This is a genomic window from Rhizobium sp. P1_C7, assembly GCF_056406295.1.
Genome location: NZ_JBFUAL010000004.1, coordinates 106087 through 123946 on the forward strand (window position 1 = coordinate 106087; position 17860 = coordinate 123946).

Annotated in this window: 16 protein-coding genes and 1 tRNA gene; 10 read left to right on the forward strand and 7 right to left on the reverse strand. The window is 56.8% G+C overall.

Going from position 1 to position 17860, the window contains the following annotated elements; all coding sequences use genetic code 11:
- Positions 1 to 111: 111 nt before the first annotated feature.
- The 3 genes from AC1D2R_RS07345 to AC1D2R_RS07355 are packed head-to-tail and all read right to left on the reverse strand — an operon-like array spanning position 112 to position 3721.
- Positions 112 to 2073, reverse strand: coding sequence for a DotA/TraY family protein (locus AC1D2R_RS07345; protein ID WP_477966271.1), 1962 nt, complete (start codon positions 2071 to 2073; stop codon positions 112 to 114).
- Positions 2070 to 2750 (reverse strand): hypothetical protein, encoded by a 681-nt coding sequence (locus tag AC1D2R_RS07350; protein ID WP_477966273.1) that lies wholly within the window; start codon positions 2748 to 2750, stop codon positions 2070 to 2072. Before AC1D2R_RS07350 ends, AC1D2R_RS07345 begins: the two co-directional genes overlap by 4 nt.
- Positions 2747 to 3721, reverse strand: a complete 975-nt coding sequence (locus AC1D2R_RS07355) for a plasmid recombination protein (protein WP_477966275.1) — start codon at positions 3719 to 3721, stop codon at positions 2747 to 2749. The genes AC1D2R_RS07350 and AC1D2R_RS07355 overlap by 4 nt, the downstream gene beginning before the upstream one ends.
- Before the next feature lie 738 nt (positions 3722 to 4459).
- Here AC1D2R_RS07355 and AC1D2R_RS07360 point away from each other — a divergent pair.
- From AC1D2R_RS07360 to AC1D2R_RS07395, 8 genes are all read left to right on the forward strand, one after another.
- Positions 4460 to 4690 carry a hypothetical protein gene (locus AC1D2R_RS07360; RefSeq protein WP_192372605.1) on the forward strand — a complete coding sequence of 77 codons (231 nt, stop codon included), beginning with the start codon at positions 4460 to 4462 and terminating at the stop codon, positions 4688 to 4690.
- Position 4691: 1 nt separating this feature from the next.
- On the forward strand, positions 4692 to 6506 hold the full coding sequence (locus AC1D2R_RS07365) for a hypothetical protein (RefSeq protein WP_477966277.1): 1815 nt from the start codon (positions 4692 to 4694) through the stop codon (positions 6504 to 6506).
- Positions 6506 to 7276 carry a hypothetical protein gene (locus AC1D2R_RS07370; protein WP_477966279.1) on the forward strand — a complete coding sequence of 257 codons (771 nt, stop codon included), beginning with the start codon at positions 6506 to 6508 and terminating at the stop codon, positions 7274 to 7276. Before AC1D2R_RS07365 ends, AC1D2R_RS07370 begins: the two co-directional genes overlap by 1 nt.
- 1 nt (position 7277) lies before the next feature.
- On the forward strand, positions 7278 to 8042 hold the full coding sequence (locus AC1D2R_RS07375; protein WP_477966281.1) for a hypothetical protein: 765 nt from the start codon (positions 7278 to 7280) through the stop codon (positions 8040 to 8042).
- 127 nt (positions 8043 to 8169) lie between these two features.
- Entirely contained in the window at positions 8170 to 10755 is a 2586-nt protein-coding gene (locus tag AC1D2R_RS07380; RefSeq protein ID WP_477966283.1) for a 3'-5' exonuclease, read from the forward strand.
- A gap of 405 nt (positions 10756 to 11160) precedes the next feature.
- Positions 11161 to 11562 carry a recombinase family protein gene (locus tag AC1D2R_RS07385; protein WP_477966285.1) on the forward strand — a complete coding sequence of 134 codons (402 nt, stop codon included), beginning with the start codon at positions 11161 to 11163 and terminating at the stop codon, positions 11560 to 11562.
- On the forward strand, positions 11559 to 11648 hold the full coding sequence (locus tag AC1D2R_RS07390; RefSeq protein ID WP_477966287.1) for a helix-turn-helix domain-containing protein: 90 nt from the start codon (positions 11559 to 11561) through the stop codon (positions 11646 to 11648). The genes AC1D2R_RS07385 and AC1D2R_RS07390 overlap by 4 nt, the downstream gene beginning before the upstream one ends.
- A gap of 14 nt (positions 11649 to 11662) precedes the next feature.
- Positions 11663 to 12271, forward strand: a complete 609-nt coding sequence (locus tag AC1D2R_RS07395) for a hypothetical protein (RefSeq protein ID WP_477966289.1) — start codon at positions 11663 to 11665, stop codon at positions 12269 to 12271.
- Here the strand turns inward: AC1D2R_RS07395 and AC1D2R_RS07400 are convergent.
- Positions 12256 to 12627: a hypothetical protein gene (locus AC1D2R_RS07400; RefSeq protein WP_477966291.1), complete on the reverse strand. Its 372-nt coding sequence runs from the start codon at positions 12625 to 12627 to the stop codon at positions 12256 to 12258. The genes AC1D2R_RS07395 and AC1D2R_RS07400 overlap by 16 nt on opposite strands.
- A gap of 11 nt (positions 12628 to 12638) precedes the next feature.
- Positions 12639 to 12794, reverse strand: coding sequence for a hypothetical protein (locus AC1D2R_RS07405; RefSeq protein WP_477966293.1), 156 nt, complete (start codon positions 12792 to 12794; stop codon positions 12639 to 12641).
- Positions 12795 to 13138: 344 nt separating this feature from the next.
- On the opposite strand from AC1D2R_RS07405, the gene AC1D2R_RS07410 reads away from it, so the two are divergent.
- Positions 13139 to 14050: a hypothetical protein gene (locus AC1D2R_RS07410; protein WP_477966295.1), complete on the forward strand. Its 912-nt coding sequence runs from the start codon at positions 13139 to 13141 to the stop codon at positions 14048 to 14050.
- A gap of 97 nt (positions 14051 to 14147) precedes the next feature.
- Here AC1D2R_RS07410 and AC1D2R_RS07415 read toward each other — a convergent pair whose 3' ends face one another.
- Both AC1D2R_RS07415 and AC1D2R_RS07420 read right to left on the reverse strand, forming a co-directional pair.
- Positions 14148 to 15902 carry a DUF6538 domain-containing protein gene (locus AC1D2R_RS07415; RefSeq protein ID WP_477966297.1) on the reverse strand — a complete coding sequence of 585 codons (1755 nt, stop codon included), beginning with the start codon at positions 15900 to 15902 and terminating at the stop codon, positions 14148 to 14150.
- An 85-nt stretch (positions 15903 to 15987) separates the two neighbouring features.
- Positions 15988 to 16061 (reverse strand) — tRNA-Gln (locus AC1D2R_RS07420).
- Positions 16062 to 16308: 247 nt separating this feature from the next.
- On the opposite strand from AC1D2R_RS07420, the gene AC1D2R_RS07425 reads away from it, so the two are divergent.
- A complete protein-coding gene (locus AC1D2R_RS07425) occupies positions 16309 to 17856 on the forward strand; it encodes a Ppx/GppA phosphatase family protein (protein ID WP_477966299.1) in 1548 nt (515 codons plus the stop codon).
- Positions 17857 to 17860 lie beyond the last annotated feature (4 nt).

Below are 17860 nucleotides of genomic sequence, written 5' to 3' on the forward strand. Positions count from 1 at the left end.
CGGAGCAGAACACCGTCAGGGTGACGACCGTGGCGGACAGGTGCGCCAGCCCCGCCAGCCCGCATATGGTCGCCAGCGTCAGTCCGCCGGCCACCCACAAAATCAGTTTCTTCATTTTCGCGTCCTTCCCTTCAGGGTCATCCCTCTCGTCAACTTTGGCATCCCGCCTCTGCCGGCGACAGCGAGCATTCCGCCCATGGCAGCCGACGCCATGCTTGACTCGCCACCCGATCCCGGTTGTCCGGTCCAGGCGAGAACGCGATCCGGAAGCGACCAGATTTGTCCGAAGCCTTTCATGCAGGTGAACCAGACGAGATACATGTGCATGGCGGTCATGACGATGAAGCCCATCAGTCCGACGACGTGCCCGCCGGTCTGGCCGAGAAATGCCGTGGGCCAAAGCTTGTCGAGGGTGCCGAGAGTGGCGTCGAAGACAGGATACGCAGCGCAGAGCGCGAGGACTGCGAGCACCGGGCGGAGCGCGATGTTTATCGTCAGGAGCAGACCCATCCTGACGGACTCGCCCCCAAAATCCCCGCCATTTTCCATGCGCATCCACCGCATGCACCACAGGGGTAAGGCAATCATCGCTTCCATGATCGCCGCCAAGGTCGCCATCCCTGCCATGAACATGAAGACGAAAGGCATCATCGGTATGACATAGGCGCGCAGGCTGCCGAGGATCATCAATGCGCCGACGACCCATTTCGTCCAGTCGAGGAGCCAGTCAACTCCGGCCGCACCGAATAGTTTTGTGATCGCGCTACCAGCAAACGCGGCGGCACCCGCACCGATTCCGATCACCGTCCACGCTGTGGCGATCATTGCATGGCCCGAGGAGATCAGACCCGACATCGCATCGGCCTCGTCATCCGCGCCAGACGTCGCCGCCCACTCGGCCATCGAGCGGGCGACCGGCGCGAGCAGTTTCGTGAGAAAGTCCGCCGACTCGTCGCCCGCGCTGGAAAAGTCGTTCGCGGTTAGGTTCACCCTCTCCGCTTCGCTCAATACTTGGAGCGCGAGCGCGGAGAAGGCCTGGTCAATGGCCTGTCCGAAATCGCCGTCCACACGCGGCGCAGTATCGTCCAGCCGCTCATTCGTGAGTGATGTCGTAAGCTCGGAGATTTGCGCAAGTCCGCGCCAGTACATGCCCGCGGCAAGGAAGCCCTGATTTTTCGCGGCTTCAACAAGCTCTGACCGCGAGGCCGTGTCCATTGTCGCGGCTTCCGCCTTCGCGGCATCCGCAATTACGATGTCGAATTTCGCCCCAGCCGCTCGGAGGTCCTGCACAAGTGTCGGTGACAGGAGTTTCGCGGAAACGGCATTCGTCATTCCATCTGCCGATGAAATTCCAGAGGTCTCCGCCGCGAGCCGCGCGTAGCGGATCGCCTCAGCCCGGAACGCCGTCACCATCGCGGAAACCGCCTTGCGGCGTGCATTCGCGAAAGCTGCGCGACCGTCGGGCACCGTGTACGAAAACCGTCCGCACGTCGATCCATAAGACCACACTACCTGTTTGTCATAGCCTGCGACCCCGAGGTCCGCGACCTTGCCCGAGGCATCAGGCAACGGGATTTCCCAGCCCCACATGGACCCCGCCCTGTTGTATACGGCGGCGCAGATTTCATGTCGGAGGATCGCCATGGCAACCGTCGATCCGTTTTCTGACACGGGAACGATTGGCACCCCATCGCCCGCGACGACGCCGACAAAAGTATTCCACGCCGAGTCGGCCAGGTTGATGCCGCCGCGGGCGACGACATCACGAAGGATGTAATGCACCGACGAAAACCCGGTCGCCGGCATAGGACACAGCAGGCCAAGACCAAGCACGATCCGAAGCGGTGTCCAGATTTGATGCCACCGATCCCCAAGGACCTTTCCCGTGTACGCGCTCGACACGATCCCCGAGACGACACCATACGAGAGGCCGAGACCGGCCAGAAAGAACAGGACGCTGGTGAAAACCTGAAGCGTTCGTCCCCACGGCGACGAGCCGTCTGGCGGAAGGACGGCAGACACCCATTGCCACGCCAGATTTGTCAACAAGGGTTCTGCGAGAAGATCGATCATTTCCTGCCTCTTGGACCTTTCGGCCCGCTAGGGCCATCCGTCACGTCCGTGCCTTCCGGCGTGGCATCCTTTTTAGTCTCGTCGGTCCCGGCGTCATCGGGATCGAGCACCTTTTTCTCGGCATCGGTCAGGATGACGGGAGCGGCAGGCAGGGCGAGACGAGATATCGGACGCGGCTTAGCTGTCGTTCCGGCCGATCCGGCTTTGCCAGAGCTTCCCTTGTCCCCGTCGCCGCCACTGGCTCCTCCATTGGTCTCGGCAACAGTGGGCGCGACTTCGAGAGCCAGGGCATCCTTATCCGCCTGCCGATCGAGGATCGTCTGACCGATCGTCGCCAGTTCCGGCAAGGTATGCCAGATCGCGGCGTACCAAGGCCTCGCACAGGGCTGTAGCCCGGTCTCCCGGAGAACTTCCGCCCGCAGACGGATACGCTCTTCAAGCGTCCGCCAGCCCGCGGCATCTCCCGATACCGCCAGCTTTTCCAGATACGCCAGGAGAGCCGGGCTCTCCTGTTCTAGGAAAACCTGACGGTGATGTGTCGGCCGTCTGCGGCCGGCAAGGCACCACCGGATAATATCGACGGCCGCACCATGCGCGGGATCGAGGTGCTGCATGCTGATATCGCTCAACATCAAACGGGCCTGCGCCTGGAAGATTTCTTCACCCGTGGTCGTCATGGCGTCATTCCTCCGGGCTTCGGTGTCGGCTCGTCCAGCGCGGCCGCCAATGCGTCGGAAAGACGCCGGATTTCCTGCCTGGCATCGGCCAGCCGTGCCGCCGACTGGCGCACCGCATGGCGGGCATCCGATGCAGTTCGCTCGCTGTCATGACGTGCCACGCGTTCTTTGGCGGCATCGGCACGCGCAGCCTTTGCCGCCGCGGTCGCGGCATCGAGGTCGCGGGCGAACTCGCGGCGGATTTGATCGCGGACATGGGATTCCTGAATGCCATCGACCACCGCCCGGATAGCCCCGCCGACACCCTGCAGGCGCGCAGCCGTTGCCTGGACTTTCGAGGCGTCGGCCTTGATCGCGGCCGCCTCGGCTTTTGTGCGATTGATGAAGACTTGCCCGTGGGCCTCCACGGCCGCCGCCCTCTCGACGGCGTTCTTTAGGGCGGCCGCCTGTGCCTGTTCGGCTTTCCATTCCTCTCGCGTTAGGCGGCGACGGGCAGGACCAAGGCGCGTCAGACCGCAGGGCGCGGCGACCGTTTCGTGATACAAGTCCTGCCATTCCCGCATGGCGGATTTGTAGGCATGGTCGGCCCGCTTGTTCAGCCCCTTGCCATCTTCTCCGGGACGACGCCCGCCTGCCTTCACGGCGCGCTTGCCCATCGTGCCAGGATGGAAGGCCATTGCCCTCAGTTCGGGATCGGCAGATGGAAGGACGTAGGCATGGATATGCCACTGCTTTTCGTCGACATGACGGATTACGGATTTGAGCGCTGGGCCATAATGGTCGCGCAGCCACGCGATGGTGCGCCGTTCCCAGTGCCAGACTTCCGCCGCCTTTGCCTTGTTTGAGCGGACCTCCTCCACGGTGTAGGGATGCGAGGCGACGACAGTATGCAGCGTTTTCTGGTCGAGCCGGATTTTCCGGGGCCTGCCCTTTATCATCGTCATCGCGACGGCCGCGGCGGCATCGTGCATCTGGCGGACGTCCTCGATCCCGACGCCGTATATGACGGTCGGCGGCTTGGGGTCGGGAACATGGACCGAGGCTATCGGTTTGCGACGGGCTTCATCGAAAATGAAAGAAGTGGATCGTCCTTTGTCGTCAGCCTTGCGACTCCACGATTCAAGATGAACAAATTGAAAGCCACCCATCGGCGGATACTCTGGCGAATACCAGCATCATGCGCGCCGGCGTGGCCCGGGGGAAGGGAAAACGTGAAAGTAGTGGTAGAAAGCAATAAGTTGTAGTGACCGACTACCACTAGCTGCGCTAGTCACGGGGGTGCCAACCTTGGCACTCCAGGCGTGGGCCACGGTCGCGGCTGGTGAATGCGTTGGGTTGTGAAGTTTAGCGTAGGTAGCGACACAATTCGCCAGTGTGTTGCGTCACGTACAAATACATGACGGCACGTTTGTTGGCTTGCACTCTTAGAGGCTGGGCCTTCTTTCAACAGTCTGTCTCCGACACCAATTATCCGAGGTGAAGTCGTTCAGTGGCGGCACAGAGCTCTCTGGCCCCAGCCAGTCGTGCATTGCATTGGGTCATCTCCCAATTTGAGCCCCATACTCAGACAGTGAAAATCGACCTGGTTCTGGCCCTTGCGAGCATAATTCTCGTACATTTCTGAAATGTACGAGAATTGACGAGCATATGTTGACAATGATGCAAAAAATGAATACTTAGTGCGCAAGAAATCAAATATGTGAGAATGCATGCGCGACAGACGCCAAAAATTTATTGAACTTGCTGAAGCGAGGGTTAACCGAGCAATCAAGGACATTCGGCTGATAGGAAATCTTTCCAACAGAAGCGCCTACGTATTCAGCGAGCAGGACGTAAAGAAGATTTTTCGGGCCCTGCAGAAAGAAATCGAAGGTGCGCGGGGACGGTTCGGCGACGAGGCCGGCGGGCGCGAGACGGAATTTACGCTAGGGGAGGATTAGTATGGGGAAGTGGCAGTTCGAAGAAGTTCCGGCAACGCTTGTCGAGCAGGACCCAACGCAACGCGATCAGTTCAATAACGATGAGGTCGGCTTGGCTGAGGCTCTGGTTAGAGAAGTAATCCAAAACTCAACTGATGCAGCCTCTGGATCAGCGCCAGTGAAGGTTTCCTTTTCGGTCCATCGGCTTGATACGAACGCAAGTGCGGACCTTCGTGGGCGCTTTGATAGCCTCCGTCCGCATCTCCAAGTATGTGGGGTCAGGCTGGAGCCGTTGTCGTCCGACGCTGCGAGAATTCTCCTAATTGAGGACTTTGGTACGAAAGGGCTAACCGGAGAGACTGGCAAGCTCGACAACGACAACTTCAGGAACTTCTGGCGCAGGCACGGCCGCTCTGGAAAGGGCGGTGCTTCGGGAGGGCGCTGGGGTTTAGGCAAGCTCGTGTATTCATCATGTTCCGAGTTGCGAAGTTTCTTCGGGATGACTGCCCGAGCAGGAGACACGGCACCACTGCTGATGGGGCAAGCGGTTCTTCTCAATCACGAGAGTTCAGGAAGTCGCCATCCTGCCCATGGCTTTTGGTTCGAGCACCGGGGGGCAGGTGGTATCCAACTTCCAGTTTCGGATGCATTGGAAATTGACGCTTTTCGAAAGCTCACGGGTGTTAAGCGCCAGCTCGAGCCTGGGTTGTCGATCGTCATCCCGTACGTGAAATCCAACATCACAGAGGCCACCCTCATCGAGGCGGTGCTCCGAAACTACTACTTTCCGATCCTCGCCGGCAAACTGACGATAGAGGTTGGCGCGATCCTGATTGATAAGAAGAATTTTCACAAAGTTGCCGCGGAGAACGAGAAAAGTCATCAGGGCCATTCAATCGCCCTTTCCTTCGTCGAGGCGGTTAGCAAGCAATTGGCGGGGGTGCCGGCAACAACTGCCTCGACGTCCCTCGAAGTAGGGGGCGTTTCCGAAAAGATGTTTCAGGCAAACCAGCTGGAAGCGATGAAAGCGGCGTACCGTGATGGAAAGCTTGTCCAGGTTAGGGTGCCGGTGCGTCTGAGGCCCCGGAATGCCGCCGATGTTTCGAGCTACATCGACCTTTTTCTGCAGGCCGTTCCAGAGGGGCAGAAGCCGTTCGCCCTGTTCGCGCGGGGCTCAATCACGGTGCCAGGAGAAGTTCGCTATTTTAGTGGCATCCACGCATATGGCGCAATGGTCGCTGCAGATAAAGGTGTCGCCGAGTTCCTCGGGGATGCAGAAAATCCAGCGCACACTAACTGGATTGCGAGTGCCGAAAAGCTTGCGGACAGGTGGCATTCGACCGGGGTCGTAAAGCAAATACGCTACTCTCTTAGGGAGCTGCATGCGCTTATTGCAGAGCAGGTCGCGCGCGAGGATCAGAACGCGCTGATTGATCTGTTTTCGCTTGTCGATGCATCAAGGGCTTCAACAGGGCCAAGAAAACGTACTAACAAGCCTGTCGTTAATGTGGTGCCGCGGGAGAAGGCGATTGCGATTAAACCCTGTTCGGGCGGATTTGAGATCATCGCCGGCCCTGGTGCCGCAAAATGGAATTTTCCCAAAAAGATCAAAATCAGGGTCGCCTACGATACAATGGTCGGCAATCCGTTTACTGCGCATAGCAAATACGATTTCGATCTCACCAAAAGTGACATTGCAATAAATGCGAAGGGTGCGACCTGGGTCGCGCAAGGCCCATGTAGTCTTGTGGCTTCCGTTACTGGGCCTGATTTCGTCATAAGTGGGCTTGGCTTCGATGCCAACCGCGACATTGTTGTCGATGCGAGGGCTGCGTAATGGCCACAACAAAACGACGTATCAACTTCACCAACCGCAAGCGAATAAGTCACGAGGCGATTGATATCCGCCTGCTAGATACCCCGCCAGGCGCGGCCCCACGTGCGACGGCAGAACTGAAGCTTGATGGACTCGGTTTCCCCGAGACCGCTGAGGTTGCGATCGAAGCTTATCGCGGTTCGTCGCTGATGCGCTTCGGATGCGGGACCGTAGGCAACCTTTCGGTCCCACCGCTGATGATAATCGACGATATCGATGTAGGCGGTAATGTTCAGTTTCGGGTGAAGGTCGTAGACACGCACGGAGTTGTTGGTCTCCTTGCTGCCTTGGCGTCGCACGTCCGACCAAAGAGCAAGGATGACGGGGACGGCCGCCGAAGCTTGCTGACCATTCGTTATCACGATCTGGGCTCGGAGTTATGGCGGGTCTCAGTAGACGAAAACGAGCCGCCCGCCTTGGTCCTCAATTACAGGGCAACCGGAATAGAGGACAGAATCATCAACGATCCGCTCGTCCGAGGATTGCTAATGCCGGCGGCCTTTCGCATTGTTCTCGAAAAACTCGTTTTGCTAACTCCGCCAGATGAGGACGACGAGACAGATTGGAAGAGGGACTGGTTGAAGTTCTGCGAGGAAGAACTTGGTATCGAGGATAGTCCGTTCGAACTCGATAAGGACGAGCGCGCGGAGTGGATTGATGAGGCGGTTAAGGTTTTTTCATCGCGTGCAACTTTCCTGGAGAAAGTAAGGGCGAAAGCAGGGGAGGTATAGCATGAGTTGGGAACTTCGGAGGCTCAATGACCAAGGCTTGTCCGCGTTTCAGCAGTGGCTCGACGATGGAGCGACAGGCGCTGCGCCAGTGGCTTTGCTAGACGGCCCAGAGACTTCTGACAAAATTCTGATCGTGGTCCCGCCTAAGCGAACCAATTTCAGCGACCGCTTGGATTTTGGATGGTATCTCGTTGAATTGCTCAAGAGCCTCAATGGTCGGACAATTTCTGGCGACGTAAATCTTTGGTCATCCTTGGCACTTTTGTGGTTCGATCTCCTTTGCCCACCAAATACAGCAGGAGTCAGGAAACTTGACAAGCAGTATCGATATGTCCTGACGGGCAACTTCCAGACCTACTATCGCCACCTCGTCAGGACACCGTGGCAGCTTGTTCGCGATCACGGTGATGACGCGAAGTTCATGCTCATCCGACCCCGGGAAGTCTCTCATCCCTTGAGCGTTCACGGCGAAATCCTTGAACAATTTGGAGGCCGGCAACGTGTTCTGGGCAGCAAGCCGATTATACGTGCTGCAAACAAGCTCTATCTCGACCCCTTGAGCCAAAGACCAAGAAAGGGTGTAGCCGGAGCTGGACCAGGTGCCGCTCTTCGATTCGGAAAAGTTGTACGCCAGCTTGATCTGACTTTCGACCCCGAGGTTATGTCGCCGGATCAGTTTATAGCCATTCTTCCCAAAGAGTTCGGGAAATGGAAGAAGGCCTTGACGGCAACCCCAACGCCGACGCTGGCGGCCGCCGCTGAATAACGCAACAAAGTTTTCAAGCGAATCCCCTTTTCTGAGAGGATTGGCTAAGGTTGAAAAGAATATTTCTTGTCGCCAGTGGACTTTGTTCAAGACCGTATTGAAGCATTCATCTTGGGTGGGAGGACTCGTGAATATTGCATCAAACATTGCCAATGGAATAGGCATTCCTGGAAATATTACCTATTTCACGACGAAGAGATTTGACGAGTCACTTAGCCGAACTTTCCTTAGCGGCGGCCAACCGCAAAAAAAGGCTCTTAAAGTCAGAGCTGTTCTAGGTAGTCTGCGCGAGGCAAATCCCTTCTTGGGCCTTCCTGTTACCAATCATGGCGAAACCCGTATTGAAAACGCTGTAAAGTATGATCTAGGCGATGGATGGCGTCTTGTTACTCAACAGACCGAAAAAACATGCCTGTTCCTTTTTGTAGGCGACCACGAAGATGTCGACAGATGGCTAAATAATCAAAAGGGAATGAAGCCGGCGGTCAAGGACCTTCGAGCTGTTCTCGTGCCTGGCCTTGGTGGAGACGTTATTCACGCGAACCAGATTCGCGCTGAACACCACGACAAGCCGCTTGTCGAGCGGCTCGATACCGAAGCTATGGATCATGTTCTGGACGGGCTCAGCCGTAGTATTGCCAGAAAGCTGGAAGCTTTGGATGCGCGCTCCACAACCTATGAACTCGAAGCACTTCTGCCAGACATACCAGTTGAGAAAACAGAGTTGATACATTCAGTATTCAACTTGCTTCTAGCAGGAAACTACGACGGTGCGCAGGCGCACGTCGACCTTAGTATGGGTCGTATCGGGCTGCTCGAGGATGTCAGTGACGTCGAAATGCTTGAAGTGGAGGATGGTGAAGATATACGCCGCCTACGCCTCGGGTCTGCTGAATATGAAAGTTGGCTTGGTGCGTTCGAAAAACGTTCCAGCTGGCAGGAATGGTTTTTGTACCTACACCCGGAGCAGGAGAAAGTCGTCAATGCCGATTATGCAGGTGCCTCACAGCTATCCGGTGTATCAGGGGCGGGTAAAACCTGCGTTGCTGTCAGACGCGCACTTCGGCTAGCGGAACACGACGGCTCCAAGGTACTTGTACTCACCCTGAATCGAAGCCTCGCTGGTCTACTAAGCCAGCTAGTTGAGGCGGCATGTACCAATAAAGCGGTACGGGACAGGATAGAGGTCACTTCATTTTTCCAACTCGCCCAGCGTCTGTTGCAGGATTTTGAACCGCATAACAACCGACACTATGTGGATGTGACTTGGAAATCCGGAGAGCACGTAGACCTCGTATTTCGCGAGTATTATCGCCAATGGTTGAACAACGACTCAGCGAAGGTGCTGCTACCGCTTCACAAATCCATGACGACACGTAGTGTTAGCGGAGAAACGTATCTTCGAGAGGAGTTTGACTGGATTCGCAGTGCTATTCCGTCGAATGCGAGGTCCCCTTATCTTGATATCGAGCGCAAAGGACGGAAGTTTCCCATCGCGGCAGAACGTCGTTTGGATATTCTGAAGGGGCTGGATGGGTGGGAGAAAAAAATGACCGACGTTGGAGTCATTGATTACCTCGGCCTGACATCGGCTCTCACGCGGCACATCGATGCAATCAACCCTGTCTACACGAACATATTAGTAGACGAGGCTCAGGACTTTGGCACCACTGAACTGAGGGTCGTTCGCAAACTCGTCCCTGTCGGACCGAACGACGTATTCCTGTGTGGCGACATTGCTCAGACTATCCTTCCGAAGCACCGCTCCTTGTCAGACGCAGGTTTCGGAAATGTGTCACGGGAGCGTATCCAGAAAAACTACAGGAACAGTCGTGAGATTTTGAAGGCTGCGTACGAGGTATTGAGCAATAATTTGCACGACGACATGTTCGATAGCGATGATCTGGAAATATTGGACCCCAAGTTTGCGAACTTTAGCGGCTCGGTGCCAATGGCGCTGGCAGCTTCTACCCTGGAGGAAGAAATTGCTTACGCGCGGACATACGCGACATCTGCGTTGCAGGCCGGCGCAAAAACCGTCTGCGTAGCCTTCGCGGGTTTCTCGGGACGAGACGTGACATCTTTCGCAGACAAATGTGGTGTCACTGCGTTGGATGGTGGGTACGATCCCAGTGCGGACTCCCTCGTGTTTTGTGATCTCGAACAGACCAAGGGTTACGAGTTCGATGTCCTGATTATTCTGAATTGCAGACATGGTGTCCTACCCGCGCACGACGTCCCTGAAGAGGAAACATATCGTGCTTCGTGCAAATTGTACGTGGCGATGACGCGGGCGAAGCGGGAGCTGATACTGTCTTTTCACAACCAGGCCAGTCCATGGATTACTGATGTAACAGATACGATCGGAACCGGCCTGTGGAGCGAATTCGAAGTGTTAAATCTTGACCTCCTTCAAGGTGTTCCCGAGGTTCTGCCGGAATTCGAGCCTGATAGGGACATTGACGGTATTGGCAAGCTGACGGGCCTGCAATTCTTGTACACTGCGGATGCGCTCTCTTTGTCACCTGAAGCGCAAGATAAACTGATTGACCTGGTGGACGGCAAGGGCCTACGCGCAGCTGGCGGAGGCCGGCGATTGAAATGGCCGAACATGGCCTCGGTCATGGTTGATCTCAACGAGAGCCGCCGCTACGACGCGCAGTTTGGTCCGAACGTGGCGGCTGAGATACGAAAGGTCGTGTCGATGCAGTGATGACCGTTGTGACTTGTCGCGCAACTCCGCTGCGTCAAAGATGTCGCAATATGCGATAACTCTTGTAGAATTTCGCCGAGTGACCTGTTTGCTTTCAGGGTCGATCGACTTCAGCTCCAACTGATCGCATGATAGTGATGATTCTTCGGCTTGGCGGGAATCGATTTGTAATTGGGTGGAAAAGAGCGGCTGATTGTGCTGCGTCACTGTCGGACCAGTCGCTTAACTCCTAAGTCGTGCAACAAATCACCTCCTTTTGGAAGTCCGGCCGCCGGCGCGTCGCATAAGTCTGTCGCAAGTAGTAGAATCTACGCGACATGATTTGCGACAAAGGGAACCGTTATGAACATCGGATACGCTCGCGTCTCAACTCAGGGCCAAGACCTCGCTCAACAGAGGTCGGCTTTGACCGCCGCTGACTGCAACCGCCTGTTCGAGGAGAAGGTTTCTGGCGCGAAGAAGGACCGCCCGGAACTCGACAAGATGCTTGATCACCTTCGACCCGGCGATGTCATCGTGGTGACGCGCCTCGATCGCCTCGCACGATCGACGAGCGATCTCCTCGACATCACTGAACGGATGAAGGACGCAGGAGCCGGCCTCCGATCACTGGCCGAACCATGGGCCGACACAACCAGCCCTGCGGGCAAAATGATCCTGACGGTCTTCGAAGGAATTGCGGACTTCGAACGGAGCCTGATCCTTGAGCGGACCAGTACTGGCCGCGCAGCAGCGAAGGCACGAGGCGTTCGGTTCGGGCCCCCCTTGTCGCTCCTCCGGAACAGGTTGCCCATGCTCGGGAATTGATCGAGCGAGAAGGAAAGCCCGTTGCCGCTATTGCCCGCTTGCTCGGCGTCCATCGGGCCACCGTCTATCGTGCGCTCGCAGCCTGACAGGGAAGACAACTTTGAGCATCAAGATCGGCATCGCAAGGGCTCAGCTCGGGACAGCCCTCGATATCTTCATACGAGATCGAGACCCTATCGCCATTCATGCGTTGGCGTGCGGAGGCAGTGAAATTATCGAAGGATTGGCCGAGCAGGCAGACATCACAACGCTATCAACCCATATCCTGAAGTCGATGCCAGACATCGACTACAAGAAGATTAAGCGTCTCAGGAACCAGTATTGGAATGCTATCAAGCACTTTTATCAGCAGGACGGAAAGACCGCTCGTGACGACGAGGAGCTGATGGCCGACTTTTCGGACAGGGCGAACGACAGCGTGCTTTTCATGGGCTGGCTGGATTACCTGCTGTTGACGAAGCGATTGCCAGTCGAAGCACAGGTGTTTCAGGTGTGGTGGTATGCAACTAATCCCAAGAGAGTAAATCCCGCCGTTGATCAAACGCCGTGGCAATCAGTCTTCCCAAGGATCGAGACGCAGCCACGGCAGGAGCAGAAACGTCGGCTCCGCCGAGCCGTGGAGAAGTGGCGGAAGAATGCCGAAATCATTCGCGATCCTCGAACAGAGCCAGGAGTGTTGTGCGCTGGTATGGCCTACTCTGGCGAGTAGGATTGAACATGGCTGAAGGCTTCCATGAACGCTTTCTGCAGATGAGCCGGCGGGACAGATAGAAAGGCGAAGGCGACAGGCGCGAAGGCTTCGATGGCTTCTATTGGCGTCTCGAAATTCACCCCACTTCTTGCAACCGACAGGACTTCGAGAATGGCTTCAATCTCGTGGAACTCGACAGCGTGGTTCAGACGGTGACCATACTTGTTCCGGACGGAGTTGAGCTGGATGATCCCGGAGCGCACAAACGCCGCCGCTGATTTGGTGGACGGCAGGAGTTTCGCTTTTTGGGCAAATGACAGCCGAAGCTCGTCGTAATCCTCAATACCAAAATACGACGGCAGGAAACCGTTCATGAAATACTCGATTACGAGTGTGCCCGGAGCACCCGACCAACGGCCTCGTGATCAGTGGATGCCAGTTCGAGAAAGTGCCGATTGTGACGATCGAAATCGTCCTCGATCTCTTCCCAGTGCCGCTTTAGCACCGCCATCGCTTCTTTGATGCCGTCGATTTCTCGCATTCCCTTGCTCCCGTAAACTAGGCCGCTGTAGCGACGAACATCGTCACGTACACCTACGTGATGCTCGATGCTATGGGAATGCCCGCCGCCGAGGGCCGTCACACGTTTTTAACCAAGTTCAAGGTCTGGCGTTGACAGCGAATCTTAGAAATGAAAGGACGGCGATGTTGATGGCAAGCCCCAGTGTGTGAGAGCATTTAGAGGGGATCAGAAGGCCATCTTCCAGAGCGCCACCACGGGATAAAAGCAGCTCTCTTGCTCCCGAACAGGCCAGTAGGCCAGCTTCCCACACCCAAAAAATACGGTGTGGTCCCCATGGGAAAGCGAAGCGAAAGGAGCTCTGGATGTCCCATACGTCACAAAACCACGCCGATGAGGCGGCACATCTCAACAAAATCTCGGTTACGGCTGATCATGCCTCGTCTGTTCCAGCGACGGCTATCGTGGTGGCAACGAAAGTCGGCGGTAGCGATAACAGCGATCCGGACCGCGAGATCGCCAATCTCTGGCGCGATTGCTCGGCATATCGCAAGGATCGCCAACTAACGAAAGGGCGAGGAGTGAGGAAGGCACCTCGCATCCCGGACACCATTCTTGATGCGATCCGTCGCCTAAACGTCGGTTTCAGCAGGGCGGTCTCGGCTCTTGGCGTCAAGCCAGAGCATCTGCGGAACGCGCTCAACATCCGCGACGTCTCCTATAAACAGGAGGCCGACAGGGGCGGCTATTTCGGAGCCGATGCCATTTTCACGGTCGTCGAGAGTTCGCATGGTGCGCAGATTGGCCAGCACCCGTCGACGGGCAACGCGGACGCCGACTTCCGTAGTGTCCGCGGGGAAGACGCGAAGCTGCGTCTGCATGTCGCAATTCTGGACTACTACGAGCAGCATGCGACGTTTCCCTCCAAGTCGTACCTGAAGAAGCAGCACCGCATCGCTTCGGCAACATGCCACAAATACTGGCCGACGCTATCGGAACTGGGCGTCGATGGGTCTCCCGAAGTGGAAGCGGCGCTGCCGATTGTCCCGATGCCTCAGCAGGTGGAGGTTAACCGCGATCTCGTAATGACGATTTCGGCGCTCGTCTTCAGTGATGAATTCGTTGAGGGCACATATGACGATGCCGGCACACCGAGGTGCGACCGTGTCGAGAGAGACGAAAAAGGCATGCGCCTCTTTGTCCATGCGTGGCGGAAGCAGGAGGGCGTCGTGGAGAAGATCATCAGGCTCGCTGGCGAACTTCAGATCACGGCCTGACCAAAGAATTGTGCCGCGGCTTTCATAGGCTGCGGCACTCATCTCCCAGTAGCGCTTTGCTTCCGCTTCCCGGATCAGGTTTGTAACCAGTTCTATGTTATGTTCGGCGCGGGCGCATCAACTTGCCGTTTTCATCGAAGGTCGGGGGCGTTAGTTTTCTTTTTGCGATTTTGGGCTTTGCAGCGCGCTTTCTGAACACTCCCTGAGGTTGGGGTGCTGTTTCACAGACCAAATGTGCAATGTCGAGTTGGGGGAAGAAGTCCTCTACAACATCCTTGAGTTTCGTCGTCGTCACACGTTTGGTGTAAACGCGTCCTTCGCTTTTCACGCCTTCATGTCCCATCACGGCATCAATGTGTGATTCCCTATGGCTGGTCGATTCCAGCTCCGTCCGGAACGTGTGCCGAAAGCTGTGAAATGCTGTTTTCTTACCCACGCCCAAGGCAATCTTTATTCGGGAAAAGTCGCGGCTGAAATCCGCACTGAGCTTCTTTCCTTTAAGCAGCAATTCCGGAAATAGGTGTTCTGCATCGCGAGCTTTCATCTCTTGAACAAAAGTCTTCAAACCTTGGCCCAACAACCAAGAGTGAACGGGTATCACGCGCGCGCCGGCTTCTGTTTTCGGGTCCCAGCCTTCGCGTTCCTGTACGATGAAGCAATAAATGCCGTCTCTGGTGGCAAAATCGTAATTTGGACGAAGTCGGCAAATCTCTTCAAGACGCATGCCAGAATATAGTGAAATTAGCGGGAGCCAGTGCAAAGCACTGTGCTTGTCTGCTTCTTGATAATCCGGTGAAGAGAACAGAAGCTCCATGTCTTCGATTGACCAAGTGTCCCGCGCCGACTTCTTCGATTTCGTTCCAGGAAATGAATGGCCGCGGAAGGGATATACTTGTGACGGAACATGCTTTTTAAAAACCAGCCATCGCCATATCGAATTCAATCCTGAAAAGTGTCTTTTGGCGGTTTTCATCGTCATGCGAGGCGCTGTCTTGTTCGCCTTTGCCAATGCAAGTTCTTGCTTCAGTGAACCTGTTCGGGATTTGCCGTGGGTCGACGGAAGTGCGAGAAGTTTCGTCCGGAAATCTGCGCCAGTATCGTAAGTGATTTTGCCGACGGGCAGATCGCCCATCAGCCCAATAAAGAGTTCAATATCTGTTTGGTATGGATCGGCTGTCGTCGAGCTTAGCCGTTTTTCTCCGTTATATCCTGTCAGAACATCGACCTGCCAGGCTTTGATAAACGACGATAGTTTCATCATATTCGCAGGCGGTGACGCTGCCTGGTGCTGGACATGCGACATCGGCGTTTTGTGGAGTGCCTCTGGGTCAAAAACAATCTGCATCCTTCGATCGACGTATTCCTTCACGGCGGCGCGAAGCAGGGTCTTGGTTCTCGTCAGCGTTTCGCCGTGTCCCCAGCCAGCGTAGTCGGAATATTCCAGGGCCGACCAAGCCTCCTCAAGCAAGTTGGTCTCCGCTGAGATGTGTTCCGCCTTCGCTATATCTATGAGTGTGTCTGGAAGCGTTTCGTAATGAGCTCTCAGCGTTCCTGGAGTTAGGCTGTTCAGATATCCGTCCAAGCGGCTCTTCCACGTATACGAGGTGCCAAGCCAATGTCTCACAGCCGCTTTGATGTCCTCATCGGACAATGTGTCTTCGTCCTCGCCTAACATCTCGAAAAGCCTCTCGGTTGCGATAAACAGATGCGCTGCTCGCGCTTGGGCTGTTCTTCGCACGGTCGTTTTTAAAGATCGGTATATTTCCTTGAGGCCCAACTTGCTTTGGATGGCAGACGGGATTCGTCTTCGGAAGACAAAAGAATCGGCTTCGCGCCGCAGGTATTTCGACATAACAAGCGCCCTTGTGGGGGTGCAATGTGGGGTGATTCCGCACACTGGCGAAACGCGTCAACCTATTGAAATGTCAGGAAAGTTTTGGCTGGGGAACCTGGACTCGAACCAAGATTAACGGAGTCAGAGTCCGTCGTTCTACCATTGAACTATTCCCCAACAGGCGCCGCCGCTCAGGGCTTTGCTGCTGTGCGGCGCTTATAACCAAAAGCTCGCGGATTGCAAATACCTGTTTTGAAAAAAATCGCGCGGTACTTTTGAGGGGCTTCTTGAGGGGATTCGGGAGCACAAACAAAAAGAATTTGGCGATTTCGCCTTGCACTGATAGTCTTGCCGCAACGCAAAATCGAATGAGCGCCAGCTGCATACCTTCAGGGAACTTGCGCGGCGCGATGGAAAAACGAACGTGGAAGACCCCGAAGGCGGCGTAAAGCCGCAATCTGACGGGGCGTCGGCGGCAGGGCGCAAGGATGGAAAAAAATCCAGGCGCCGCAAAGGCAAGCGTGGCGGGCAATCCCGCAATGCGAGCCAGCCCGCTTCGCAGGCCCCCTCCGGCAGTGTCGGCGAGGCTGCGCGCCCATTTGACAATACAGCGGACAATGCCGCCGAAAGTTCGGCGCGCAAGCGAAAGCGCCGTCGTCGGGCTTTCGGCCGGCCCGGTGAGGCCGCCGCAAAGCAGCCGCAGAGCAGCGCGAAAGTCGTTTCGGCCGGTGATGCCGCCCGCGATGACGGCGAATCGGCTTCCAGCAAGCGCAACCGTCGCAAGCACCGTGGCAAGCGCGGCCTGCAGGGGCGGCCGCTCGCACAGTCAAAACCCGTCGGTCCGACAGTGCAGCAGCCGGCGCCTGCCGTTCGCAGCGTTGCGAGCGATGGGCGGATTGGCGAAAACGACAACCGGGCGCGTCAGGCCGAGCGCGATCAGCGCCCAGCCGCTGCGCATCCCTGGCCTGATGAGCTCTATGCCGCGCTGGATCTGGGAACCAACAATTGCCGCCTTCTGATCGCGCAGCCGACGCGGCCGGGTCAGTTTCGCGTGGTCGATGCGTTTTCCCGTATCGTCCGGTTGGGCGAGGGCCTGGCGGCAAGCGGTCGCTTGTCTGATGACGCGATGGACCGTGCTGTCGATGCACTGCGCGTCTGCGCGTCCAAGCTGAAGAACCGCGAAATTCGCCGCATGCGGTTGATTGCGACCGAAGCCTGCCGCCAGGCGAGCAACGGTGCGCAGTTCCTTGAGCGGGTAGTGGCGGAAACGGGCCTCGAGCTTGAGATCATTGATCGCGAGACGGAGGCACGCCTTGCCGTTTCCGGCTGCGCCTCGCTGGTCGGACGTGAAACCCGCTCGGTGGTCCTGTTCGATATCGGCGGCGGTTCCTCCGAAATTGCAGTCATTCGCATCGGCGACAGCCGATTCAACAGGCTGGCCAATCACATTACGCACTGGACGTCGCTGCCGGTCGGCGTCGTGACCCTGTCGGAGCGGCATGGCGGTCGCGATGTCACGCCTGACGTATTCGAGGGCATGGTGCTGGAGGTTGCAGGCATGCTCTCCGGTTTCGATTGCCCGGCGATCGACGCTGGGCCATCGGGAGACTTTCACCTGATAGGCACCTCGGGCACGGTCACCACCCTTGCCGGGGTGCATCTCGATCTGCCGCGCTACGATCGGCGCAAGGTCGACGGCATTTGGCTGTCCGATGACGAGGTCACGGCGATGCAGGCCAAACTGCTCTCATGGGATTTCGCGAGCCGCGCCGCCAATCCCTGCATAGGGCCGGATCGGGCGGATCTCGTTCTTGCCGGCTGCGCCATCCTGGAAGCGATCCGACGCCGCTGGCCGAGCCCGCGCATGCGTGTTGCAGATCGTGGCTTGAGGGAAGGCCTGCTGACGGACATGATGGCCGACGACGGCGTCTGGCGGCGCAACCGCAACCGCCGCGGCCAGCGCGGCAAATAGGGGA

Coding starts and splice junctions, on each gene's coding strand:
- AC1D2R_RS07345 (WP_477966271.1), bottom strand. CDS start 2,073: ATGATCGATCTTCTCGCAGAACCCTTGTTGACAAATCTGGCGTGGCAA.
- AC1D2R_RS07350 (WP_477966273.1), bottom strand. CDS start 2,750: ATGACGACCACGGGTGAAGAAATCTTCCAGGCGCAGGCCCGTTTGATG.
- AC1D2R_RS07355 (WP_477966275.1), bottom strand. CDS start 3,721: ATGCACGATGCCGCCGCGGCCGTCGCGATGACGATGATAAAGGGCAGG.
- AC1D2R_RS07360 (WP_192372605.1), top strand. CDS start 4,460: ATGCGCGACAGACGCCAAAAATTTATTGAACTTGCTGAAGCGAGGGTT.
- AC1D2R_RS07365 (WP_477966277.1), top strand. CDS start 4,692: ATGGGGAAGTGGCAGTTCGAAGAAGTTCCGGCAACGCTTGTCGAGCAG.
- AC1D2R_RS07370 (WP_477966279.1), top strand. CDS start 6,506: ATGGCCACAACAAAACGACGTATCAACTTCACCAACCGCAAGCGAATA.
- AC1D2R_RS07375 (WP_477966281.1), top strand. CDS start 7,278: ATGAGTTGGGAACTTCGGAGGCTCAATGACCAAGGCTTGTCCGCGTTT.
- AC1D2R_RS07400 (WP_477966291.1), bottom strand. CDS start 12,627: ATGAACGGTTTCCTGCCGTCGTATTTTGGTATTGAGGATTACGACGAG.
- AC1D2R_RS07405 (WP_477966293.1), bottom strand. CDS start 12,794: ATGCGAGAAATCGACGGCATCAAAGAAGCGATGGCGGTGCTAAAGCGG.
- AC1D2R_RS07410 (WP_477966295.1), top strand. CDS start 13,139: ATGTCCCATACGTCACAAAACCACGCCGATGAGGCGGCACATCTCAAC.
- AC1D2R_RS07415 (WP_477966297.1), bottom strand. CDS start 15,902: ATGTCGAAATACCTGCGGCGCGAAGCCGATTCTTTTGTCTTCCGAAGA.